General features: G+C 66.2%; 19 protein-coding genes. 17 read left to right on the forward strand and 2 right to left on the reverse strand.

All coding sequences use genetic code 11. The annotated features are described in order from the left end of the window. Positions 1–116: 116 nt before the first annotated feature. From fadD5 to TL10_RS10330, 15 genes are all read left to right on the forward strand, one after another. Complete coding sequence (gene fadD5 / locus TL10_RS10260; RefSeq protein ID WP_043985588.1) at positions 117–1,739, forward strand: fatty-acid--CoA ligase FadD5; 1,623 nt, start codon at positions 117–119, stop codon at positions 1,737–1,739. Positions 1,740–2,001: 262 nt separating this feature from the next. Further along, entirely contained in the window at positions 2,002–2,805 is an 804-nt protein-coding gene (locus tag TL10_RS10265; RefSeq protein ID WP_043391256.1) for an MlaE family ABC transporter permease, read from the forward strand. A gap of 4 nt (positions 2,806–2,809) precedes the next feature. Then, positions 2,810–3,679 (forward strand): MlaE family ABC transporter permease, encoded by an 870-nt coding sequence (locus TL10_RS10270; RefSeq protein WP_043391254.1) that lies wholly within the window; start codon positions 2,810–2,812, stop codon positions 3,677–3,679. A 4-nt stretch (positions 3,680–3,683) separates the two neighbouring features. Further along, positions 3,684–4,976, forward strand: a complete 1,293-nt coding sequence (locus TL10_RS10275; RefSeq protein ID WP_082067911.1) for an MCE family protein — start codon at positions 3,684–3,686, stop codon at positions 4,974–4,976. Next, entirely contained in the window at positions 4,973–6,001 is a 1,029-nt protein-coding gene (locus TL10_RS10280) for a virulence factor Mce family protein (protein ID WP_043391252.1), read from the forward strand. Before TL10_RS10275 ends, TL10_RS10280 begins: the two co-directional genes overlap by 4 nt. Next, positions 5,998–7,575, forward strand: coding sequence for an MCE family protein (locus TL10_RS10285; RefSeq protein ID WP_192830210.1), 1,578 nt, complete (start codon positions 5,998–6,000; stop codon positions 7,573–7,575). Before TL10_RS10280 ends, TL10_RS10285 begins: the two co-directional genes overlap by 4 nt. Positions 7,576–7,585: 10 nt before the next feature. Further along, positions 7,586–9,199: a virulence factor Mce family protein gene (locus TL10_RS10290; RefSeq protein WP_043391246.1), complete on the forward strand. Its 1,614-nt coding sequence runs from the start codon at positions 7,586–7,588 to the stop codon at positions 9,197–9,199. An 11-nt stretch (positions 9,200–9,210) separates the two neighbouring features. Further along, a complete protein-coding gene (locus TL10_RS10295) occupies positions 9,211–10,389 on the forward strand; it encodes a virulence factor Mce family protein (RefSeq protein WP_043985651.1) in 1,179 nt (392 codons plus the stop codon). Positions 10,390–10,392: 3 nt separating this feature from the next. Continuing rightward, complete coding sequence (locus TL10_RS10300; protein ID WP_043391243.1) at positions 10,393–11,949, forward strand: virulence factor Mce family protein; 1,557 nt, start codon at positions 10,393–10,395, stop codon at positions 11,947–11,949. Then, positions 11,919–12,563, forward strand: coding sequence for a hypothetical protein (locus tag TL10_RS10305; protein WP_043391240.1), 645 nt, complete (start codon positions 11,919–11,921; stop codon positions 12,561–12,563). The genes TL10_RS10300 and TL10_RS10305 overlap by 31 nt, the downstream gene beginning before the upstream one ends. Further along, positions 12,560–13,531, forward strand: coding sequence for an RDD family protein (locus tag TL10_RS10310; protein ID WP_052506374.1), 972 nt, complete (start codon positions 12,560–12,562; stop codon positions 13,529–13,531). The genes TL10_RS10305 and TL10_RS10310 overlap by 4 nt, the downstream gene beginning before the upstream one ends. Further along, on the forward strand, positions 13,531–14,094 hold the full coding sequence (locus tag TL10_RS10315) for an Rv1363c family protein (RefSeq protein ID WP_043985590.1): 564 nt from the start codon (positions 13,531–13,533) through the stop codon (positions 14,092–14,094). The genes TL10_RS10310 and TL10_RS10315 overlap by 1 nt, the downstream gene beginning before the upstream one ends. Beyond that, positions 14,061–14,888: a mammalian cell entry protein gene (locus TL10_RS10320; protein ID WP_234711423.1), complete on the forward strand. Its 828-nt coding sequence runs from the start codon at positions 14,061–14,063 to the stop codon at positions 14,886–14,888. Before TL10_RS10315 ends, TL10_RS10320 begins: the two co-directional genes overlap by 34 nt. 492 nt (positions 14,889–15,380) lie before the next feature. Beyond that, entirely contained in the window at positions 15,381–17,759 is a 2,379-nt protein-coding gene (locus tag TL10_RS10325; protein WP_052506375.1) for a hypothetical protein, read from the forward strand. Between the two features lie 155 nt (positions 17,760–17,914). Then, a complete protein-coding gene (locus tag TL10_RS10330) occupies positions 17,915–18,109 on the forward strand; it encodes a hypothetical protein (protein WP_043985592.1) in 195 nt (64 codons plus the stop codon). A gap of 293 nt (positions 18,110–18,402) precedes the next feature. Here TL10_RS10330 and TL10_RS10335 read toward each other — a convergent pair whose 3' ends face one another. Together TL10_RS10335 and TL10_RS10340 are read right to left on the reverse strand one after the other, a co-directional pair. Continuing rightward, positions 18,403–19,440 carry a phosphodiester glycosidase family protein gene (locus TL10_RS10335; RefSeq protein WP_234711424.1) on the reverse strand — a complete coding sequence of 346 codons (1,038 nt, stop codon included), beginning with the start codon at positions 19,438–19,440 and terminating at the stop codon, positions 18,403–18,405. A 239-nt stretch (positions 19,441–19,679) separates the two neighbouring features. After that, positions 19,680–20,450 carry a pirin family protein gene (locus tag TL10_RS10340; RefSeq protein ID WP_043985593.1) on the reverse strand — a complete coding sequence of 257 codons (771 nt, stop codon included), beginning with the start codon at positions 20,448–20,450 and terminating at the stop codon, positions 19,680–19,682. 67 nt (positions 20,451–20,517) lie between these two features. Here TL10_RS10340 and TL10_RS10345 point away from each other — a divergent pair, with 67 nt between their 5' ends. Together TL10_RS10345 and TL10_RS10350 are read left to right on the forward strand one after the other, a co-directional pair. Then, positions 20,518–20,961 carry a MarR family winged helix-turn-helix transcriptional regulator gene (locus tag TL10_RS10345; protein ID WP_043985594.1) on the forward strand — a complete coding sequence of 148 codons (444 nt, stop codon included), beginning with the start codon at positions 20,518–20,520 and terminating at the stop codon, positions 20,959–20,961. A 45-nt stretch (positions 20,962–21,006) separates the two neighbouring features. Then, entirely contained in the window at positions 21,007–21,411 is a 405-nt protein-coding gene (locus TL10_RS10350) for a hypothetical protein (protein ID WP_131630715.1), read from the forward strand. Positions 21,412–21,449: the final 38 nt, after the last annotated feature.

Here is a 21,449-nt window from a genome sequence, read left to right on the forward strand (position 1 = left end):
GGGCGGGGGTACCCGGAGGTTGTCCGGATGGTGCGGTCGTCCTATTGTGACGGCGGCAACACTATATTTGATCAAATATCAGCATCGCTTGTCGCGACCACTCCATTTCCGCTGCGATGCCGATCGAGACACAGGAGCAGACCGTGTCATCCGCAGCACTCGAGCAGCCCTACCTGGCCCGTCGGCAGAACTGGACCACGCACCTCGCCCGCCACGCCCTCATGCAGCCGGAGACGACCGCGCTGCGGTTCGTGGGCCAGACGGTCACCTGGGGTGAACTGGAGCGACGCGTCACCAAGCTCGCGGGAGCCCTGAGCCGTCGAGGGGTCGGGTTCGGTGACCGCGTGCTGATCCTGATGCTGAACCGCACCGAATACGTCGAGGCGTTCCTGGCCGCCAACCTCCTTGGCGCCATCGCGGTCCCGGTCAACTTCCGCATGACCCCGCCCGAGATCGCCTACCTGGTCCGGGACTGCGACCCGAAGGCCGTGATCACCGAGCAGGTGCTCGCCCCGGTCGCCACCGCGGTGCGGGAGCTGGAACCGTCGCTGGGCACCGTGATCGTCGCCGGGGGCGCGACCGACGGCGGCGTGCTGGGCTACGAGGACGTGCTCGCCGAGGAAGGAGCGCCACCTGCACCTGTTGACATCCCCGAGGACTCACCGGCGCTGATCATGTACACCTCGGGCACCACCGGATATCCGAAGGGTGCGGTGCTCACACACGTCAACATCATGGGCCAGGGCATGACGGGCCTGTTCACCATCGCGCCGGACATCAACAACGACGTCGGCTTCATCGGTGTGCCGTTCTTCCACATCGCCGGCATCGGCAACATGATCAGCGGCCTGCTGTTGGGCCTGCCGACGGTGATCTACCCGCTCGGCGCGTTCGATCCCGGTGCCCTGCTCGACGTGCTGGAGGCGGAGAGCGTCTCGGCGATCTTCCTGGTCCCTGCGCAGTGGCAGGCCGTCTGTGCGGCGCAGCAGGCCCAGCCCCGCGACGTGAAATTGCGCGTCTTGTCCTGGGGTGCCGCGCCGGCGTCGGACACTCTATTGAGGGAGATGGCGTCGACGTTCCCCGGCGCGCAGATCTTTGCTGCGTTCGGTCAGACCGAGATGTCGCCGGTGACGTGCATGCTGCTGAGCCAGGACGCGCTGCGGAAGCTGGGATCGGTCGGACGGGTCATCCCGACCGTCGCCGCCCGCGTCGTCGACGACAACATGAACGACGTTCCGGTGGGCCAGGTTGGGGAGATCGTGTACCGGGCCCCAACTCTCATGGCCGGGTACTGGAACAACCCGAAAGCGACAGCCGAGGCGTTCGCCGGCGGTTGGTTCCATTCCGGAGACTTGGTTCGCCAGGACGACGAGGGTTACATCTGGGTCGTCGACCGTAAAAAGGACATGATTATTTCCGGCGGCGAAAATATTTACTGCGCGGAAGTAGAGAACATTCTGGCTGCGCATCCTTCGATTACCGAAGTCGCGGTCATCGGACGCCCGCATGAAAAGTGGGGTGAGGTGCCGGTCGCGGTCGTTGCTGTGACGCCCAATACGAACGCCGGGAGCGAAAGTGCCCTGACCCTGGCGGATCTCGACGATTTCCTGACCGAACGACTGGCGCGGTACAAACACCCCAAAGCGCTGGAAATCGTCGACGCACTGCCACGAAATCCTTCTGGCAAGGTCCTTAAAACGGAACTCCGCGAGCGGTTCGGTGATACAAGTGTGTCGTAAGCGTGGCAAGTGACGTCACGCGGACGAATTCGACCACCTGAGTGGAGGGCGGATGTGCCCATGTCGCGTTTGCTGAAACCGAAGGCAATTATCCCTCAGTTGGGTCACGAGGTACGCGGTGTATCGGGTACTCTCCTGTGGTCCGTCTTACTACTCGGGAGTAGCGAGACAGAAATCACTCAGTTTGTGCTAGGGGCTAAGGAGGGGGCGTGCCACGCGTGAAACCGCGGAACGGCCGTATTCCGGAAGGGATGGCTGATCGGTGACAGCCTCAGACAACACCTTGGTCGGTTATCTCAAGGACCAGCTGGACAAGCCATTCACCAAGATCGGTGGCTTCGTCAAGATGTGCATCTTGACCTTCAAGGCGCTGGTCTCCCGGCCCTTCCAGTGGAAGGAGTTCGTCCTTCAGTGCTGGTTCCTGATCCGGGTGGCCTTCTTGCCCACGCTGGCGGTCTCCATCCCGCTGACGGTGCTCATCATCTTCACGCTGAACATCCTGCTCGCGGAGTTCGGTGCGGCCGACGTCTCCGGCGCCGGTGCCGCCCTGGGTGCAGTCACCCAGCTGGGCCCACTGGTGACGGTGCTGGTGGTCGCCGGCGCGGGGTCGACGGCCATCTGCGCCGACCTCGGCGCCCGGACCGTGCGTGAAGAGATCGACGCCATGGAGGTGCTGGGTATCGATCCGATCGAGCGCCTGGTGGTGCCCCGCGTGGTCGCCTCCACGTTCGTCGCCTTCATGCTCAACGGCGCGGTGATCATCATCGGTCTGGTCGGTGGCTACTTCTTCGGTGTCTACATCCAGAACGTCAACGCCGGCGCCTACGTCTCGACGCTGACGCTGCTGACGGGCTTCCCCGAGGTCGTGATCTCGGTGCTCAAGGCGACGATCTTCGGCCTGATCGCCGGCCTGGTCGGCTGCTTCCGCGGGCTGACCGTGGCGGGCGGCTCGAAGGGTGTGGGTACCGCGGTGAACGAGACGCTGGTCCTCTGCGTCATCGCGCTGTTTGGGGTCAACGTGGTGCTGACCACGATCGGTGTCAAGTTCGGAACGCAGGCCGGGTAGCGATATGAGTACATCGACAGTTCTCCGCGGCCGGTTTCCCCGCGCCTTCTCCAAGGTCGCCGAAATCGGCGCCGCGCCGGCCCGGTTGTTCGACAGCCTGGGCCACGTCGCGGTCTTCGTGGTTTCGGCCGTCGGGCACATTCCGCACGCGTTCCGCTACTACCGCAAAGAGGTATTGCGCCTCATCGCCGAGGTCGGCATGGGTACCGGCGCCATGGCCGTCATCGGCGGCACGGTCGCGATCATCGGCTTCGTCACCCTGGCAGCCGGCTCCCTGATCGCCATCCAGGGCTTTGCCTCCCTGGGCAACATCGGTGTCGCGGCCTTCACCGGCTTCTTCGCCGCCCTGGCCAACATCCGCGTCGTCGCTCCGGTCGTGACCGGTCAGGCCCTGGCCGCGACGGTCGGCGCCGGCGCCACCGCCGAGCTCGGCGCCATGCGCATCAGCGAAGAGGTCGACGCGCTCGAGGTCATGGGCGTCAAGTCCCTGTCCTTCCTGGTGTCGACCCGGCTGATCGCCGGCATGGTCGTCATCGTGCCGCTGTACGCGATGGCGATCCTGCTGTCGTTCCTGTCTGCCCAGCTGGTCACGACGCTGTTCTACGGACAGTCAGTCGGTACCTACGAGCACTACTTCCACACCTTCCTCCGCGTGGACGACGTCATGTGGTCGTTCCTCGAGGTGATCATCATGTCGGTGGTCGTGCTCCTCAACCACGCCTACTTCGGCTACTACGCCAGCGGCGGTGCCGTCGGCGTGGGTGAAGCGGTGGGACGCTCGATGCGCACCTCGCTGATCTCGATCGTCACGGTCGTCCTGCTCTTCTCGTTGGCGCTTTACGGCACCGACCCGAACTTCAACCTGACGGTGTGACGCGATGACGAAATCGATGCCGACCCCACCCGTTGCCGAGGGCCAGGTCCATGCGCCGCTGAACAAGGACCGCACGCCGCCGTACAAGATCGCCGGCGTGATTCTGGCGGTCGTCGCCGCGGTGGTGCTGAGCCTGACCTGGGCCCAGTTCCGTGGATATTTCGACACCAAGGCCCAGCTCTACGTGCTGACTCCGCGCTCGGGGCTCTCGATGGACCCCGGGTCGAAGGCCACCTACAACGGCGTGCCGATCGGCCGGGTGAAGGACGTCCAGGTCGTCGGCCACGCAGGCCAGGCGCCGGAAGCCCGGTTGGTGCTCAACATCGACCCGCAGTACCTCAACCTGCTGCCCAAGAACGTCGACGTGAAGCTGCTGGCCACCACGGCCTTCGGCAACAAGTACGTCTCGTTCACCTCCCCGTCGAACCCGGCGTCGCAGCGGCTGCGGGGCGGCGACACCGTCGACGTGTCCAATTGCTCGCCGCCGACGCCGCCGACGCCGCCGACCGCGTGCGTCACCACGGAGTTCAACACGCTGTTCGAGACCATCACCGCGATCTCCGAGCAGGTCGACCCGATCAAGCTGAACGCGACGCTGACCGCGGCCGCCCAGGCGCTCGACGGGCTCGGTGAAAAGTTCGGTCAGTCGCTGGTCAACGGCAACACGATCCTGGCCGACCTGAACCAGCGGATGCCGACCTTCCGGCACGACACCAAGGCGATCGCCGACCTGACCGAGGTGTATTCGAAGGCGTCGCCGGATCTGTGGGACGGCCTCAAGAGTGCCGTGACCACCGAGCGCACCTTGAACGATCAGCGGGGCAACATCGACCAGGCGCTGATGTCGGCGGTCGGGTTCGGCAACACCGGTGGCGATATCCTCGAGCGCGGCGGCCCGTACCTGGTCCGCGGCGCGCAGGACCTGCTGCCGACCGCCCGGGTGCTGGACAAGTACGCCCCTGAGCTCGACTGCCTGTTCCGCGGCTTCGCCGCCGGTGCGCCGGCTGCGGCCAAGGGCCTGGGTGGCAATGGCTACTCGCTGGTGACCCACACCGAGCTCGTCGGTGCGGCCAATCAGTATGTGTATCCGGACAACCTCCCGCGGATCAACGCCTCCGGCGGTCCGATGGGTCGCCCGGGTTGCTGGACGGTTACCAAGGACATCCTCCCGATGCCCTACATGGTGATGGACACTGGCGCGTCGATCGCGCCGTACAACCACTTCGGTCTCGGCTCGCCATTCGCGTCCGAATACGTCTGGGGTCGTCAAGACGGGGAGAACACGATCAACCCATGAGCATCAAGGGCACGGCGTTCAAACTCGCCATCTTCTCCGCGGTCCTGCTGGCCTTCACCGCAGGCATCTTCATCGTGTTCGGTCAGTTCCGGTTCAGCCGGAACAACGACTACTTCGCGATCTTCGACAACACGAGTGGCCTCAAGGCCGATCAGTTCGTGCGCGCCTTCGGCGTCGAGGTCGGCAAGGTCACCGAGGTCGAGCTGATCCCCGCCGGCAAGGTGCGGGTGCACTTCAACGTCGACAAGTCGGTTCCGCTGTACCAGAAGACCTCGGCGCACATCCGCTACCAGGATCTGCTCGGCAACCGGTTCCTGGACCTCACCCGAGGCGACAGCAACCAGGTGCTGCCTCCGGGCGGCACCATCCCGGTCGAGCGCACCGAACCTGCCTTGGACCTCGACGCGCTGGTCGGTGGCTTCCGGCCGCTGTTCCGTTCGCTGGATCCGCAGAAGGTCAACACCATCGCCTCGTCGATCGTCACGATCTTCCAGGGCGAGGGCGGCACCATAAACAACATCCTGGACCAGACGGCGCAGTTCACCTCGACCGTCGGTGAGCAGGACCAGGCCATCGGTGAGGTGATCAAGAACCTCAACACGGTGCTGAACACCACGGTCAAGCACCAGAAGCAGTTCGACGACACGCTGAAGAACTTCGAGGCGCTGGTGACGGGGCTGAAGAACCGCTCCGACCCGATCGCCGACTCTGTCGCCAACATCAGCAACGCCGCCGGTTCCCTCGGTGACCTGCTGGGCGACAACCGCCCGCTGCTGCACGACACGCTCGGCTACCTCGAGACCACGCAGCAGTCGCTGGTCGACCAGAAGGAACAGCTCAACGACACCCTGCAGAAGGTGCCGCAGGCGCTGAAGATTCTGGGCCGCTCCGGCGGTGTCTACGGCGACTTCTTCAACTTCTACGTCTGCGACATCGAGTTGAAGATGAACGGTCTGCAGCCTGGCGGGCCGGTGCGCACGGTCAAGCTCACAAACCAGCCGTCCGGAAGGTGCACGCCGAAGTGAGGACCATAGAGGGATCCGACCGGGTCCGCAGGGGCATGATGGGCCTCGCCGCCGTTGCGCTGGTCACCGCGGTCGGGGCGTCCGTCACCACCGTGCCGATGCTGTTCGCGGCGCCGACGTACTACGGCCAGTTCACTGACACCGGCGGCCTCGTCGTGGGTGACTTCGTCCGCATCGACGGCGTCAATGTCGGCCAGGTCAAGACCATGGACATCGACCGCGACAAGGTGATCATCGGCTTCCAGATCGGCACCAACACCATCGGTTCGGACAGCCGCGCGCTGATCAAGACCGAGACCATCCTTGGCCGCAAGGCCATCGAGATCGAGCCCAAGGGCGGCCACAAGCTGCCGCCGCGGGGCGTCCTGCCACTCGGCCAGACGTCCACGCCGTACCAGATCTACGACGCGATCTTCGACGTCACCCGTGCCTCGCAGGGCTGGGACACCAAGACGATCAAGGACTCGCTCAACGTGCTGTCCGAGACCGCCGACCAGACGTCGCCGCACCTGACCGCGGCGCTCGAAGGCGTGCAGAAGCTCTCGGAGACCATCGGTAAGCGCGATGACGAGGTCCGGTCGCTGCTGGCCAACGCCAACAAGATCGCGACGGTCCTCAGCGACCGCAGTGGTCAGGTCAACGCACTGCTGGTCAACGCCCAGACGCTGCTGCACGCCCTGAACCAGCGCGGTGAGGCCGTCGGCCTGTTGCTCGAGCGGGTCTCCAAGGTGTCGAACCAGCTCCAGGCGACCATCGACGAGAACCCGAACATCAACCACGTGCTGGAGCAGCTCCGGACCATCAGCGACATCCTCGTCGCCCGCAAGCAGGACCTGTCCGACACGCTGGTATCGGCGGGCAAGTTCGTGGCCTCGCTGTCGGAGGCCATCGCGTCGGGCCCGTACTTCAAGGTCATGGTCGAGAACATCCTGCCGCCGCAGCTCATGCAGCCGTTCGTGGACGCCGCGTTCAAGAAGCGCGGACTGAACCCCGAAGACTTCTGGCGCAGCGCCGGCCTGCCCGAGGCCCAGTGGCCGGATCCCAACGGCAAGCGCTTCGCCAACGGTGCGCCGCCGCCGGCTCCGCCCAAGCTCGAAGGCACACCGGAGCACCCCGGCCCCGCGGTGCCTCCCGGCTCGCCGTGCTCGTACACCCCGGGACCCGGTGCCGACCCGTCGCCGGCCGATCCGTTGCCGTGCTCGCACCTCACCGTCGGCCCGTTCGGTAACAACCCGTACGGCGACAACTACGGCGCGCCGAATGTTATTGCGTCACAACCGAACCCGGCCGGTGTGCCCACCGGTCCGGGGGTGCCGTCGGCCGCCTTCCCGGGACAACCGGCAGAGAACGTGCCCGGTACCCCGGTGCCGTTGCCGCCCGCTCCCGTCGGTGCCCGGACGGTTCCGCTGACGCCGCAGCCTGGCGACAGCGACATCGCTCCCGGATTCGCTCCGATCCCCGGGCCGCTGATCGCCCCGCCGGCGCCGCCGGGGCCGGGTCCCAACGCAGCACCGGCTGGTACGGCGCCGCTGCCGGGCAACCCGCCGTTCCTCCCGCCTGGGTCGCAAGGATAGGGCCGCCACGATGTCGACTGTTTTCAACATCCGAAACATCAAGAAGCCGAACCTGTCTCGGGGGACCGTCATCGGCGGTGCCGTCGCGCTCGTGGTGATCGTGCTCGCCGGTTTCTTCGGCCTGCAGGCGTACCGCAAGCTCACCACCACCACGGTGACGGCGTACTTCCCTGAGGTGCTCGCGCTCTACCCGGGCGACAAGATCCTCATCATGGGGGTCGAGGTCGGCGCCATCGACACGCTCGATACGCACGACGGCAAGATGAAGGTCGTCTTCCACTACTCGAACAAGTACAAGGTGCCGCAGAACGCGTCCGCCTCGGTGCTGAACCCGAGCCTGGTGGCGTCCCGTGTCATCCAGCTGTCCCCGCCGTACACCGGTGGGCCGGTCATGGAGGACGGCGCCGTCATCCCGATCGAGCGCACCCAGATTCCGATCGAGTACGACGAGCTGCGCAACCAGCTGACCCGCATCCTGGCCGAGCTCGGTCCGACCAAGGAACAGCCCAAGGGTCCGTTCGGCGACATCATCGAGTCGTTCGCCAACGGTTTCGAGGGCAAGGGCGCGCAGATCAACAAGACCCTCAAGGGCCTCTCTGATGCGGTGAACACCCTCAACCAGGGCCGCGGTGACTTCATCCAGGTGATCAAGAGCCTGGCGGTCTTCGTCAACGCCCTGCACAAGAGCGACCAGCAGTTCGTCTCGCTGAACAACGATCTGGCCTCGTTCACCAACAAGTTCACCAACACCGACCAGGAACTGGCCACCGCGCTCAAGGACCTGAACAAGGTGATGGCGACGACCCGCACCTTCCTGGACAAGAATGGCAGCGTCCTCGCGCACGACATCAACAACGTGTCCGAGGCGACGACGGCCATCCTGCAGCCGGAGCCGCGGGACGGTCTGGAGCGGGCGCTGCACGCCTACCCGAACTTCCTGGCCAACCTCGAGAACATCTACTCGCCGGCCACCGGCGGTCTGATCGCCTCCGGTGTCCTCCCGGGCATCACGAACTACTCGAACCCGCTGCAGTTCATCTGCAGCTCGATCCAGGCCGGCAGCCGGTTGGGCTACCAGGACTCCGCCGAACTGTGCGCGCAGTACCTGGCGCCGGTCATGGACGCGATCAAGTTCAACTACCTGCCGTTCGGCATCAACATGGCGACGACCGCCATGACGCTGCCGAAGCTGGTCACCTACTCGGAGCCGCGTCTGCAGCCTCCGGGCGGGTTCAAGGACACCACGGTGCCCGGTGTGTTCTCGCGGGACACCCCGTGGTCGCACGGTCAGCACGAGGCGGGCTGGATCACCGCTCCCGGTATGCAGGGGCTGAAGGTCGGGCAGTCGACCCAGGACCTGCTGACCCCGGAGTCGCTGAGTGAGCTCATGGGTGGGCCGGACATCATTCCGCCGACCGGTGGCGTCAACATGGCGGGTCCGCCGGATGCCTACAACGAGAGCAGTCCACTGCCCCCGCCGTGGTACCCGCAGCCGGGACCGGTCTCACCGCCGCGACCGGGTAACGATCCGAGCCCGATGAGTGCCATGGCACCTGGGCCTGCCCCGGGACCGGCGCCCGCGCCGGCCGGACCCGTCCTTCCTGCCGAAGTTGGAGGCCAATGATGACCGCGTCCATGAGGACGAAGTCGCCCTCGGCATCTTCGCGGCACCGCCGCGGGTGGGCGCGTAACGCCCGCCGGGTCGGTGTGTTGTCGGCCGCGGCGCTGGTGCTCAGCTCCTGCGGCTGGCGCGGCATCGCCAACGTGCCGCTGCCCGGTGGTCCGGGCACGGTGGACGGCCACTCGACGATCTACATCCAGATGCCGGAAACGTTGGGCCTCAACGCCAACAGCCGAGTCCGGGTGGCGGACGTGTTCATCGGGCGCGTCCGGTCGATCGAGCTGAAGAACTGGGTTCCCACCTTGACGGTGGATCTGAACCCCGGCATCCACCTGCCGCGCAACGTCCAGGCGAAGATCGGTCAGACCAGCTTGCTGGGTTCACAGCACGTCGAGTTGGACGAGCCGGCGAACCCGTCGTCGCAGCAGCTGAAAAACGGCGACACCATCGAGCTGAAGAACTCGTCGGCCTTCCCGACCATCGAGCGGACGCTGGCGGGTATCTCCGGCATCCTGACCGGCGGCGGTGTGCCGAACATCGAGAAGATCCAGTCCGAGGTCTACAACATCCTCAACGGGCGCGCGGATCAGATCAAAGAGTTCCTGCACCGGTTGGACACCTTCACCGACGAGCTCAACCAGCAGCGTGACGACATCGCGCGGGCGATCCGGTCGAGTGACACGCTGCTGAAGGTCGTGGCGGACCGCAACGACACCCTGGACCGGGTGCTGACCGAGACGCCGCCGCTGATCGAGCACTTCAACAAGACCCAGGACCTGTTCACCAACGCGGTGCTGGCGCTGGGCCGGTTGTCGAAGGCCGCTGACACGACGCTGTCGAACAGCAACGCCAACATCCACACCAACCTGGCGACGTTGCAGCGGGCGCTCAAGCAGATCGCCAAGACGTCACCGAACCTGGTGCCGGCCATGAAGCTGCTGTTCACGCTCCCGTTCCCGATCGACAACATCCCGAAGGTCATCCGCGGCGACTACATGAACATCTCGCTGCACCTCGACCTGACGCTGAGCGCGATCGACAACGGCATCCTGACCGGCACCGGCCTGTCGGGTATGGCCCGCGCTCTGGAACAGTCGTGGGGCCGCGATCCGGCGACGATGATCCCGGATGTCCGATTCACCCCGAACCCGGCCACCGCGCCGGGCGGGCCGCGAGTGGAAAGGGGGGAGTGACCGATGCTCACCCGGTTTCTGAAGATGCAGTTGGTGATCTTCAGCATTCTCACGGTGGCCGCGCTCGTCGGCCTGTCCCTGATCTACCTGCAGTTGCCGACCTACCTCGGGGTGGGCATGTACCGGCTGTACGCCGACCTGCCGAACTCGGCCGGTCTGTACAAGACGGCCAACGTCACCTACCAGGGCATCACGATCGGCAAGGTGCTGGCGGTGGAGCCGACGGAGACCGGCGCCCGCATCAAGATGGACATCGACGACAAGTACAAGATTCCGGTGGACTCGGTCGCGAACGTCCACTCGGTGTCGGCGGTCGGTGAGCAGTTCATCGACCTGGTGTCGCCCGGTAACCCCAGCCAGGTGTTCAAGGAAGGCCAGACCATCACCAAGGGCACTGTGCCCAAGGAAGTCGGTCCGGCACTCGACTCGGCCGAGAACGGCCTGAAGGCGCTGCCCAAGGAGAAGATCGGGGCACTGCTCGACTACACCGCGGAGGCCGTCGGCGGGCTCGGTCCGTCACTGCAGCACCTCATCGATGGCACCCAGGCGCTGGCGGGGGACTTCAAGGACAACATCGGTTCGGTCGACGACATCATCCAGAACTCGGCGCCGATCCTCGACAGCCAGGTCAAGTCCGGTGACGCCATCTCGCGGTGGGCCCGGAACCTGAACGTGCTGGCCGGGCAGTCGGCCCAGCAGGACGCGGCGCTGCGTGGCGCCATCCAGCAGGGCGCCCCGACGGCGGATCAGCTCAACTCGGTGTTCGGCGAGGTTCGGGACGCGTTACCGCAGTCGCTGGCCAACGTCGAGATCGTCCTGGACATGCTGAAGCGGTACAACAAGGGCCTCGAGCAGGTCCTCGTGGTGTTGCCGATGGCAGGTCCGATCGTCGACTCGCTGACCGCGGTCTACGAGAAGGAACTCCCGATCAACCTGGCGCTCGGCATCAACCAGCCGCCGCCGTGCCTCACCGGCTTCCTGCCTGCAGGCAAGTGGCGTTCCCCGGCGGACACGTCGACCGCGCCGCTGGAATCTGGCCTGTACTGCAAGATTCCGAAGGACGCTCAGAACACGGTCCGCGGCTCGCGCAACCTGCCGTGTGTGGATGCACCGGCCAAGCGCGCGGCGAGCCCGATGGAGTGCCGCGACAACAAGCCGTACGAGCCGCTGGGCACCAACCCCTGGTACGGCAACCCGGACCAGATCGTGAACTGCCCGGCCCCGGCCGCGCGCTGTGATCAGCCCGTCGATCCGGGCAAGGTGATCCCGGCACCGTCGATCAACAACGGGATGAACCCGTTGCCGGCCAACATGCTGCCGCCCCCGGAGCGGGCGTCGGCTCCGTCCAGTGACCCGATCAGTGCACCGGGCCAGGGCACAGTGGAGTGCAGCGGGCAGCAACCCAACAAGTGCCTCTACACTCCGGCAGCAGGACCAGAGGCCACCTACAACCCGCAGAGCGGTCAAGTGGTCGGACCGAATGGTGTGAAGTATTCGGTCAGTAACTCGAGCAACCCAGGAGACGACGGATGGAAGGAGATGCTGGCACCAGCCAGCTGAACCCCACCGATGAGCAGGACGTCACGTCGCAGGACGTGGTGACGACAGAGCCGTCTGCCGAGGAATCGATCGAGGAGCCGGGTGTAACCGGCGAATCAGAGGGTGCACAGCGCCCCGCCCGGATCGGGCGGGGCATTGCCCTGACGGTGTGCGTGGTGCTCGTTGCCCTCGCTGCCGCAGTTGGCGCGGGCGGCTGGTTCGCGCTCAAGTCGCATCGGGAGAGTCAAACGCTCGCGGCGAACGAGACGGCCGCGATCGCTGCGGCCAAGGACTGCGTGACGGCCACCCAGGCCCCGGACACGTCGGCGATGATCGCTGCCCAGACGAAGATCATCGAGTGCGCCACCGGTGCGTACGCGACGCAGGCCTCGTTCATGAGTGGCATCACGCTGGAGGCGTACAAGGCCGCCAACGTGCAGGTGCAGATCTCGCAGATGCGGGCCGCCGTCGAGAAGCACAACGACGACGGATCCATGGACGTCCTGGTGGCGGTCCGCGTGAAGATCAGCAACAGCGCCGAGAAGGACAAGGAAGTCGGCTACCGGATGCGGGCGCAGATGGCGCCGGTCGACGGGAAGTACAAGGTGGCCAAGCTCGACCAGGTCACCTCGTGACGGTTGGTCACGAGACGACGAGTACCGAGTCAGTGAGCGCCGAGTCCGAGTTCGAACCGGTCCCGGAGTTGGCCTCTTGGCCGGCGCGGGCCGGTGCCTTCACTCTGGACGTCGTGCTGGGCGTGGCGGTCATCGCCGTGATGGCGCTGCTGGGCTATGCCGCTCGGGCTGACTGGACGCTGTGGGTGTACGCCTCGGTGGCGACCCTGGCGGCGGCCGCGATCCTGGTGAACCGGTGGCTGCTGCCGTCGATGACGGGGTGGAGCCTGGGCCGTTCGCTGTTCTCGATCCGGGTGGAGCGGGTCCCCGACGGCGTCCCCGCGGGTATGGGCCGGCTCATTGTGCGGGACCTCGCGCATCTGCTGGACACCGTCGCGGTGCTGCTGGGTTGGCTGTGGCCGCTGTGGGATCCGCGGCACCGCACGTTCGCAGATCTGTTGCTGCACACCGAAGTTCGCGTTGCGCCGGCTCCCGAGCGCGACACCGGTCGGCGGGCGGGGCAGGTGCTCGTGGCCGGCGCGCTGGTCTGTGTGGCGGCGGTGGGGCTGAGTTACGGCGTGCAGTTCCGGCACGATCGCGCGGTCAACGAGGCGCGGCACCAGATTTCAGAGCAGGGCCCCAGGATCGTCGAGCACGTCCTGAGCTACGGCGTCGATACGTATCAGAACGACTTCAAGACCGCCCAGGCCTTGGTCACCGACGGCTACCGCGACCAGCTGGTCAAGCAGCAGCAGACGGTGAGCAAGAAGCCGACGACCAATCAGTACTACGCGGTGAGCAGCGCGATCCTGAGCGCCGGTACAGACCAGGCGTCGATGCTGCTCGCGCTGCAGGGCCAGCGCGGCGTCGACACCAACTCGCTCCGGTTCATCACCGCCACCGTGCGGGTCGACTTCGTGAAGTCGCGTGACGGCAAATGGCTGCTGTCGAATCTGACGGTCCTCAAGAGTCCGCGGGGAGGACGCTGATGAGCCCGCGCCGCAGGATCGATGCCGCCGAGCGTTTCGTCGCCGGGGACTACTTCAAGGCCGTGGCGGCTGCGCCCAGTCGGCTGGTGCTGACTGTCATTGCCTGCGTCACAACGGTTTTGGTGATCGCCGCGATCGCGGCGAGCACTTACCTGGTGGTCGAGCACGAGAAGGACGTGGCGAGTCAGGCAAAGTCGGCGGCCGTGCTGGGTTACGTGGAGGAGTTCATGAAGGGCTTCACCGCGGTCGACCCGTTCCACGCCAACGCCTACGTCGAACGCATCGCGGGGCAGGCCACCGGCGACTTCGCCAAGCAGTTCAAGGACAAGCACGACCAGATCCTGATGCAGGTGGCGCGTGCGCAGCCTGCAGAAGGGGCCGTCGAAGACGCGGGTGTGCAACGGTGGAATGACGACGGCAGCGCTGACGTGCTGATCGCGATGAAGCTGACGACGACGACGCCGGACGGCAACGCGACCGTGGAAAGCGGATCGCGTTGGGTGGTAACGGCTACGCAGGAAGGGCAGCAGTGGAAGATCAGCCGCATGAATCCGGTGATGTGACCCCCGGGGAGTCTGTGGCCGACGCTCCGCAGGGGACGGCCGACGCGCCGCAGGGCAAGGCTGCCCGGCGCCGGCATCGCCTGCCCCGGCATCAGACCGCCGACACCGCGCCTGCGGACGCCGCCGCCGACGACACCGATGCCTCGGCAGAGGTGGCTGACGAGGCTGACGAAAAGACGGAAGATGCTGCCGTCCAGGATGATTCGGCAACCGAGACGGTTGACGAGGTAGCGGCGGACGAGGCCGAAACGGCCCCGGTGGTGCTGGTGCCGCACCGTCCTGCCGGGCGCAGGCTGCTGGCTGCGGGTGTGGTGGCGGCGGCGTTGTTCGTCGGCGCCACGGCGTTCGCGGGTGCCGCGGTACAGCCGTATCTGGCCGATCGTGCCCTGGTGCAGAACAAGTTCGAGGTCGCCAAGACCGCGGCCGCGGCGGTGACCACGCTGTGGTCGTACTCGCCGAACGACATGGACAAGCTGGCGGACCGGGCGCAGCAGTACCTGACCGGCGGCTTCGCCGAGGAGTACCGCAAGTTCGTCGATTCGATCGTCGCGAGCAACAAGCAGGCTCAGGTCACCAACCAGACCAAGGTGATGGGCACAGCGGTGGAAAGTATCGGTGCAAATGAGGCGACCGCCATCGTCTACACCAACTCGGTCGCGACCAGCCCGCTGACCAAGGGCATCCCCTCGCTGCGGTACTTGTCGTACCGACTGAGCTTGAAGCGTTCCGGCGCCGATTGGAAGGTCAGTCAGATGAGTGCCCTGACCAAATTGGATCTGACGCCGCAGCTGTAGTGGCGGGCCTTGTTGGGCGTGTTTGCCTGGGTGGGTGCGCACTGCCTGTCAGCACACTGTGAACCGGCCATCTTCGCCTCGTGGCGAAGGCAGGCGACGGCCGCTGCCCGCGCATCGACTATGGCCTGAATCACGTTCGGACCTGCGGCGGGCGTCTGTCACAGTGACGGCTCGCGTCAATATTTGCCACGGCGAGGCCCTGACGGAAAGGCCCGTTACAAATCAGTCAGCAAACTATTTTCCCGAAGCGAAAATTAGCTGACTGCCCGGTGTTCACCTGGCGGTGCGGGCTCCGTTCGCCTGTTTGCCAGATTTGGGAAAGCGGCAGGTCAAGGCGGGTGTTGGAGCTGCGATGCATTAATGTTACCGTCCGGTTGATAACCGATTGTGGCGGCTGAGGGGACGGGGCAAATGGCTGTTACGCATCTGGCTGGGCGTGTTCAAGCAAAGCGGGCGGCATTGCTGGGGGTGACTGCCGCAACAGTTACCGCGATGACGGTCACGGCGTCGGTACCGAACCCGCCGGCCCCCAGGGTGGTGCCGTCGTCGCACTCGGCCGTCAACCTGTCCGCGTTCACCACGCCGTTCCCGAAGCCGGGCGTGCTGCCCGACATCACCTTCGGCGTCGGCAACGCCGCGTACAACCTGGCGCAGAGCGGCGTCGAAGCGCTGCTCCCGCCACTGGTCCAGGCACTCAGCGGCATCGGCGGTCTCAGTGGCCTGAACCTCACCAACCTGATCAACCAGCTGCCGAAGAATCTGCTGAGCCAGATTCTCGATGCGCTGCCGATCAAGCTGACGCCGCTGCTCAATGCGGCGCTGGGCCCGCTCCTCACGGGCGCGCTGGTCCCGCTGCTGAGTGCGCTGGGCATCATGGACCCGCAGGGCAACGTGACCCTCAGCGGCCTGCTGGACGTGCTGGGCATCCACCTGGACAACATCCTCGACCTGAGCGACTTGAAGATCCCGGGCGTCAACATCGTCACCGCCGGTCCGGTGTTCACCCTGCTGAAGATCGCCGGTCTGGACCTGGGCTGGACCCCGGGCACCGCCAACGCGATCGCGAATGAGATCAACAACACCGAGTACCTCGATGTCGGCGCCATGGGCCTGCTCGACACCGTGTTGGGCCGAGCCGGGCAACTTCCGGTGCTGGGGCCGCTGGTCACTGCCCTGAAGCTCGCTATCGACACCGTCGGCGGTGCCATCGGCCTGGACAAGCTGGACCTCATCGACGTGCGCGTGCCGCTCAGCGTCGGCTTCGGACTCGGCGCGTTCTCCATGGGCCAGGCGTATTCGAAGGTGCTGGCAGACCTGTCGAACCAGCCGGGCGGCACCACGCACGCCGGCGCCAGCCCGGTCCTGGGCAGCTTGACCGTCCTGCCGATGATCCTGCTGAACAACCTGGGCCGCGCCAACGGCGGCCTGCTGGCGCGCTTCTACCCGCTCGGCGACCTGCTGGGCATCAACCTCATCACCCCGGATGTCGCGGCCGCGCACAGTGGCGGGATCCCGCTGCTGAACACCGGCCTGTCCATCGGAGGCGCGAACCTGTTGCCGATCAAGGTCGACGCCACCCTCGAGTACCAGCCGTTCTCGGACCTGGCGGCCTGGCCCAACCCGTTCAGCCTGGCCAACAACCTGGTCGCCGGAACCCTGCCGACCTACCTGCTGCGCGGCATCTCGACCGCCACGCTGACCAACCAGCTGACCACTCAGCTCGGCGCCCTCACCGGTGGTCTGCTGACCGGAAATCCGTTGGCCGTCAACATCTATCTGACGATCCCGACCAACACGCTGCCGTTGATGGAACCGATGTACCTGACCGGCGACGTGCTGAACATGGTCAGCTTCGGCACGCTGGGCAACCCCGTCTACAAGTTGGCCAACGCACTCGCGCCGGCCATGACCAGCCTGGTGAACCTGGGCTACACCGACGTGGTGCGCAACCCGGACGGCACCTACAGCCGCACCCTGAACGACCCCGGCACCCCGACGCCGTTCTTCTCGTTCCCGAACGTCAACTGGCAGAAGGTGCCGGCGGACATCATGAATTCGCTGGTGGCGGGGTTCAAGAAGGAATTCTTCAGCGCCAATCCGACGGATGCGCCGGACAACGCGGTCGAGGCATTGCTCAAGCTGCTCACCGGCGGCAAGCTCAACGGCTTCAACCCGCTCGGCGGCTTGGCCGGAACGGTGCAGAACCTGCTCAAGAGCGTGCTGGGCACGGTGGGCGGCCTCACGCAGGGCGCGACGATCAACTCGCTGGCGGCGAAGGAGGGTGTCATCAGCTCGACAGCCGCGACCGACATTCCTTCGACCACTCCGAAGCTGCAGTCGCTGTCTGCCAGCCTCACCGGGCTCACCGGCACCAGCAAGAAGGACGGCAAGCAGGCCACCGAACAGACGGCAGCCGAGAAGGACAAGACCGGCACCGAGCCTGCGGCCGAAGATCCCAAGACCGACCCGAAGACCGACCCGAAGGCAGAGCCCAAGGCGGAGGACACCAAGACCGAGCCGAAGGCCGATCCCAAGGCTGATCCGAAGTCCGACACCAAGACGGGCACCGAGGAGTCCTCGGGCAAGCACGCCGCCGAGGAAGGCACCCCGTCCACGCCGGACAGCGGCAAGAAGCCGAAGCATGCCGCTGACGATGCGGACGGCACGCCGGCCGCGAGCAAGGACAAGAAGGCCGACAAGCCCGCGAAGTCCGACAAGGGCACGAAGGCCGCCAAGGACAAGTCCGAGAAGGCGACCAAGGCCGACACGTCGGACAAGACCGACGGCCCGAAGACCAAGCGGCAGAAGAAGGATGGCGCCGCGAAGGCGAGCTCCGGCACCGGCGGTGGCTCCGCCGCACACGCCGGCTGACCTACGGCAACAACGACGCCCGACGTGAATCCACGTCGGGCGTCGTTGTTTCTCCGCCGGTCCTATCCGGCGAGTGTGCGCAGCTTCTCTGGCCGTGGTCTGCGTAATGACGTGCCGGGCACGCTGGTCGGTCTCGCATAGGTCCGGCGAGCAGCTTGCCGCCGGCGAACGCCGGCGCCGTCAGTGCGGCGGCCGTGATTCTGTCGACCGCTCCGAAGCCGGCGTCGCTGTCTCTCGGCTGGGCCGGCGTCAGTGGCCCGCCCGCGAAGAACGAGAACCACGGCCCCGAACAGTCGGCGGGCAACAACGACGAGGCCGACCAGCACCCGGCCCAGCAGCCACAGGCATAGACCAAGACCGACCCCGATGGCGAGCCCGAGGCAGAAGAGCCCGAGGCCGATCCGGAGGCCGATTCTCAGGCCGATCCGCAGGCACGCGGGGAAGCGTTCGATCTCGAGACCGATGACGGCAGGTCGGTGTCGGCGCCGGATGGCGGCCAGGACGAGTCGCGCCAGGCCGCGGGTCGAGACGGGGCGTCCCGGGCCTGCAGCCCCAAGCCCGAGCAGCAGTCGAAAAGTGCTGGCGCCGAGGCTGATTCCGGTGCCGAGAGCAGCACCGGTGGAGTGGCCTGACGCCTGACGCCTCAAGCGAAGCCGAGCCAGCCGGGTAGTGCGCGTTCGCGCGAGTCGCAGAGGACCGCCGGGGTGTCGCAGGAGCCGCGCGGGGTGCCGGACCCGGCCCAGCGGCCTCCGGTGTCGCGCCGCAGCACGATGGCCGACGAGCCGCCGCCGTCCAGGAGGATGGCGGTGTCGCTGCCGAGTGCCCGGAACAGATCCTGGATCTGGTCGGGGGTGTAGCTGCCGCCCTGGAAGATGTACATCTCGTCGCGGCTCCGCACGTAGGCGAGTGCCGTGCGGGCGGCGCTGGGGCCACCGTCGTTCAATTGGCTGGTGTCGCCGGGGGCCAGCAGGCCGATGCCGCTGACCGCGACGAACCGGGCACCTTGATTCACCAGATTGTTGATCGCTCCGGTCGCGGCGTTGAAATCGCTTGTGCTGCTGGGAGTTATCACGTATGGCGCGCCGTCGGACGGGATGATCATGGTGCTCAGCGCGGTCCAGACCTCGTTGCCGCCGGACAGGCCCTGCTTGCCCGCATAGGGGATGGTGCCGGTGACCGCGGCGTTGGCGCGGCCCTGGCCGCGGGTGTTGTCGACGTAGGCGCCCAGCGGCGAGCTGCATCCCGTGGAGGTCCACGACCCGCCCTGCTGGCCGCGGATGTCGAAGAAGTTGGCGTTCACCGCGATGGTGGGCCGGCCCAGCGCCTGCCAGGCTTCCAGCGGCGTGAAGATCTCGGAGGCCTGAAACAGTCCTTCGCCGGTGCGGGCGCGGGGATCGCGCTCGCAGCGGGACTGGATGCCGCGGTGGGAGTCGACGAGTAGCCGCGGGTTCATGCGTTGGGACGCCGCTTTGATGACGGTCAGGTGCCCGCCGTTGCCCGATTCGTACCAGTTGCCCGCGGCGTTGAGCAGTGGTGCGGGGTGATCGCCGCCGAAGTTGTACACCAGGAAGCTGCCGCGGTAGTTGGTGATGGCGTTGACCAGCAGAGCGCGGCCGTCGGCGGCGTGCGCCGCCGGTATTCCGATGGAGCCGACCAGGCCGGCGGTCAGGGGCAGAAGCACTGCGCGCCTGAGGATTTTCCGCGCGCGACGGAAGGTGTCGCGTCGGGGATTCGGCCCGCGAAACGACATTGTGGCCCTTCCTCCGGTCCGATACAACGACCTTCAGCGTAGCCACAGCAAACACTCTGTCAACTTTGGTCACGCCCGCATCACGGGGCGATGACGGTTGAATCACCTTGGTGGACAGGGTAATTGGCCCCGCCGCCGACCGGAGCCGGGGCGGGGCCGATTGCGCTGGGCTATGAGCCGGACAGATCGGTGTGCATTTCCCACACCAGGATCTCGGCCGGCGTGGTGGCGGTGACGCGCTGCCCGCCCGACGCGGTGAGCCGCACCGCGTCACCTTCCTGCAGCGGCCCGGCGCCCTCGAGCGCGACCTCGCCACGTGCCACGAACAGGTGCAGGTACTTCGCCGACGGCAGTTCGACACTGTCGCCCGGCTCCAGTCGGGCGCCGTGCAGTGCGGCGTTGCGCTGGCCGATGGTGATGGCGGTGTCATTGGAGTGGCCGGGCATGCCGGAGGCGATGGTGACCAGCTTTCCGCGCAGCAGTTCGTCGTCGATCTCCAGCTGCTGGTAGCCGGGCGTCTTGCCGGACTCGTCGGGAACCACCCACATCTGGACGAAATGCACGGGTTCGCTGTGTGATTCGGCTCCGGTGAGGCGCCAGGAGTCGTTCTTCTCCGAGTGCAGGATGCCGCGTCCGGCGGACATCCGTTGGGCCAGCCCGGGGTAGATGACCCCGGAGTTGCCGGTCGAGTCCTGGTGGACGAGCGACCCGCGCAGCACCCAGGTGACGATCTCCATGTCGCGGTGCGGATGGGTCTCGAACCCCGAGCCCGGGGCGACGCGGTCGTCGTTGTTCACCAACAGCAGGCCGTGGTGGGTGTTGTCGGGGTCGTAGTGGCCGCCGAAGGAGAACGAGTGCTTGGAATCCAGCCACGAGATGCAGGTGGCGTCGCGGTCGGCGGCGCGCCGGATATCAATGAGTTCGGTCGGGCTGTCCGTCATTACGTCCCCTGTCGTTGTCGGTGAGCTTAGGTGTCGCTACTGGACGTCACAACATAAATGATGTGTCATGTATTTCATGTGGCTCACCGACGATCAGCAAGACCTCTGGCGTGGCTATCTGGCGATGAGCGGCCGTCTGCAGGCAGAGCTCAACCGGCAGTTGCAGCGCGATCACGGGTTGTCGCTGGCTGACTACGACGTGCTGGTCGCGCTCAGCGAGCTACCCGACTGCCGGATGGGTGAGCTCGGTGCCCATCTGGGGTGGGAGCAGAGCCGGGTGTCCCACCAGCTGACGCGCATGCGGTCCCGCGGTCTGATCGAGCGATCCGGGTCCGCGGATGACCGGCGCGCTGCCGTCGTCACCCTCACCGCGGGCGGGCGGGACGCGCTCGAGGCTGCTGCGCCAGGGCACGCCGAGTTGGTGCGCTCGGTGGTGTTCGACAGCATGAGCCGAACGCAGGCGGATGCGTTGCGGCGGTGGACCGCGACGGTCCTGGCGCGATTGGGCTGAACGGACCCTGTGAGTCGGAGTGAATTCGCGGCTACAGTAGGGACCGTGGGGTTTGCGGGGAGGATTCACGTGAAACATTCAGTCGCTGCCGTTGTGGTGGGGGGCGCGCTGATGGCCGGGCTGGTGGCATTGCCGGCGCCCCAGGCGCATGCGGAACGCTGTGTGCCGGTGGATGGCACGCCGATGGTGCTCAAGCGGGAAAAGAGCTTCGGCATCGGCAAGGACCTTCAGCTCCTCAGGACCTACACGTATACCGATGGCATGGTGAACTGGACCATCGAGCAGGACGGTGGCGTGAAGTACAACACCGGTTTTGGTTTCGGCGCGCGAATCAACGCGGTCTACATCCCCGAACTGGATTCGAGTGGATCTGTCCCGGGCAACCCCGGCGAATACGTGAACATCGATAGTTGGCACTTCCACGAGCGGGTCTTGATCTGCCCCCAGTAGTCCCCGCCGGCCGCCGGCACGTTTGCTGACCCGGTGGC

Source organism: Mycolicibacterium llatzerense (assembly GCF_000878195.1).
In the GTDB taxonomy this organism is placed as follows: Bacteria; Actinomycetota; Actinomycetes; order Mycobacteriales; family Mycobacteriaceae; genus Mycobacterium; species Mycobacterium llatzerense.

What these genes read in the sequence shown, in the direction of transcription:
- fadD5 (WP_043985588.1), top strand. Translation starts at nt 117, where the DNA reads ATGCCGATCGAGACACAGGAGCAGACCGTGTCATCCGCAGCACTCGAG.
- TL10_RS10270 (WP_043391254.1), top strand. Translation starts at nt 2,810, where the DNA reads ATGAGTACATCGACAGTTCTCCGCGGCCGGTTTCCCCGCGCCTTCTCC.
- TL10_RS10275 (WP_082067911.1), top strand. Translation starts at nt 3,684, where the DNA reads ATGACGAAATCGATGCCGACCCCACCCGTTGCCGAGGGCCAGGTCCAT.
- TL10_RS10280 (WP_043391252.1), top strand. Translation starts at nt 4,973, where the DNA reads ATGAGCATCAAGGGCACGGCGTTCAAACTCGCCATCTTCTCCGCGGTC.
- TL10_RS10290 (WP_043391246.1), top strand. Translation starts at nt 7,586, where the DNA reads ATGTCGACTGTTTTCAACATCCGAAACATCAAGAAGCCGAACCTGTCT.
- TL10_RS10295 (WP_043985651.1), top strand. Translation starts at nt 9,211, where the DNA reads ATGAGGACGAAGTCGCCCTCGGCATCTTCGCGGCACCGCCGCGGGTGG.
- TL10_RS10300 (WP_043391243.1), top strand. Translation starts at nt 10,393, where the DNA reads ATGCTCACCCGGTTTCTGAAGATGCAGTTGGTGATCTTCAGCATTCTC.
- TL10_RS10305 (WP_043391240.1), top strand. Translation starts at nt 11,919, where the DNA reads ATGGAAGGAGATGCTGGCACCAGCCAGCTGAACCCCACCGATGAGCAG.
- TL10_RS10315 (WP_043985590.1), top strand. Translation starts at nt 13,531, where the DNA reads ATGAGCCCGCGCCGCAGGATCGATGCCGCCGAGCGTTTCGTCGCCGGG.
- TL10_RS10325 (WP_052506375.1), top strand. Translation starts at nt 15,381, where the DNA reads ATGACGGTCACGGCGTCGGTACCGAACCCGCCGGCCCCCAGGGTGGTG.
- TL10_RS10340 (WP_043985593.1), bottom strand. Translation starts at nt 20,450, where the DNA reads ATGACGGACAGCCCGACCGAACTCATTGATATCCGGCGCGCCGCCGAC.
- TL10_RS10345 (WP_043985594.1), top strand. Translation starts at nt 20,518, where the DNA reads ATGTATTTCATGTGGCTCACCGACGATCAGCAAGACCTCTGGCGTGGC.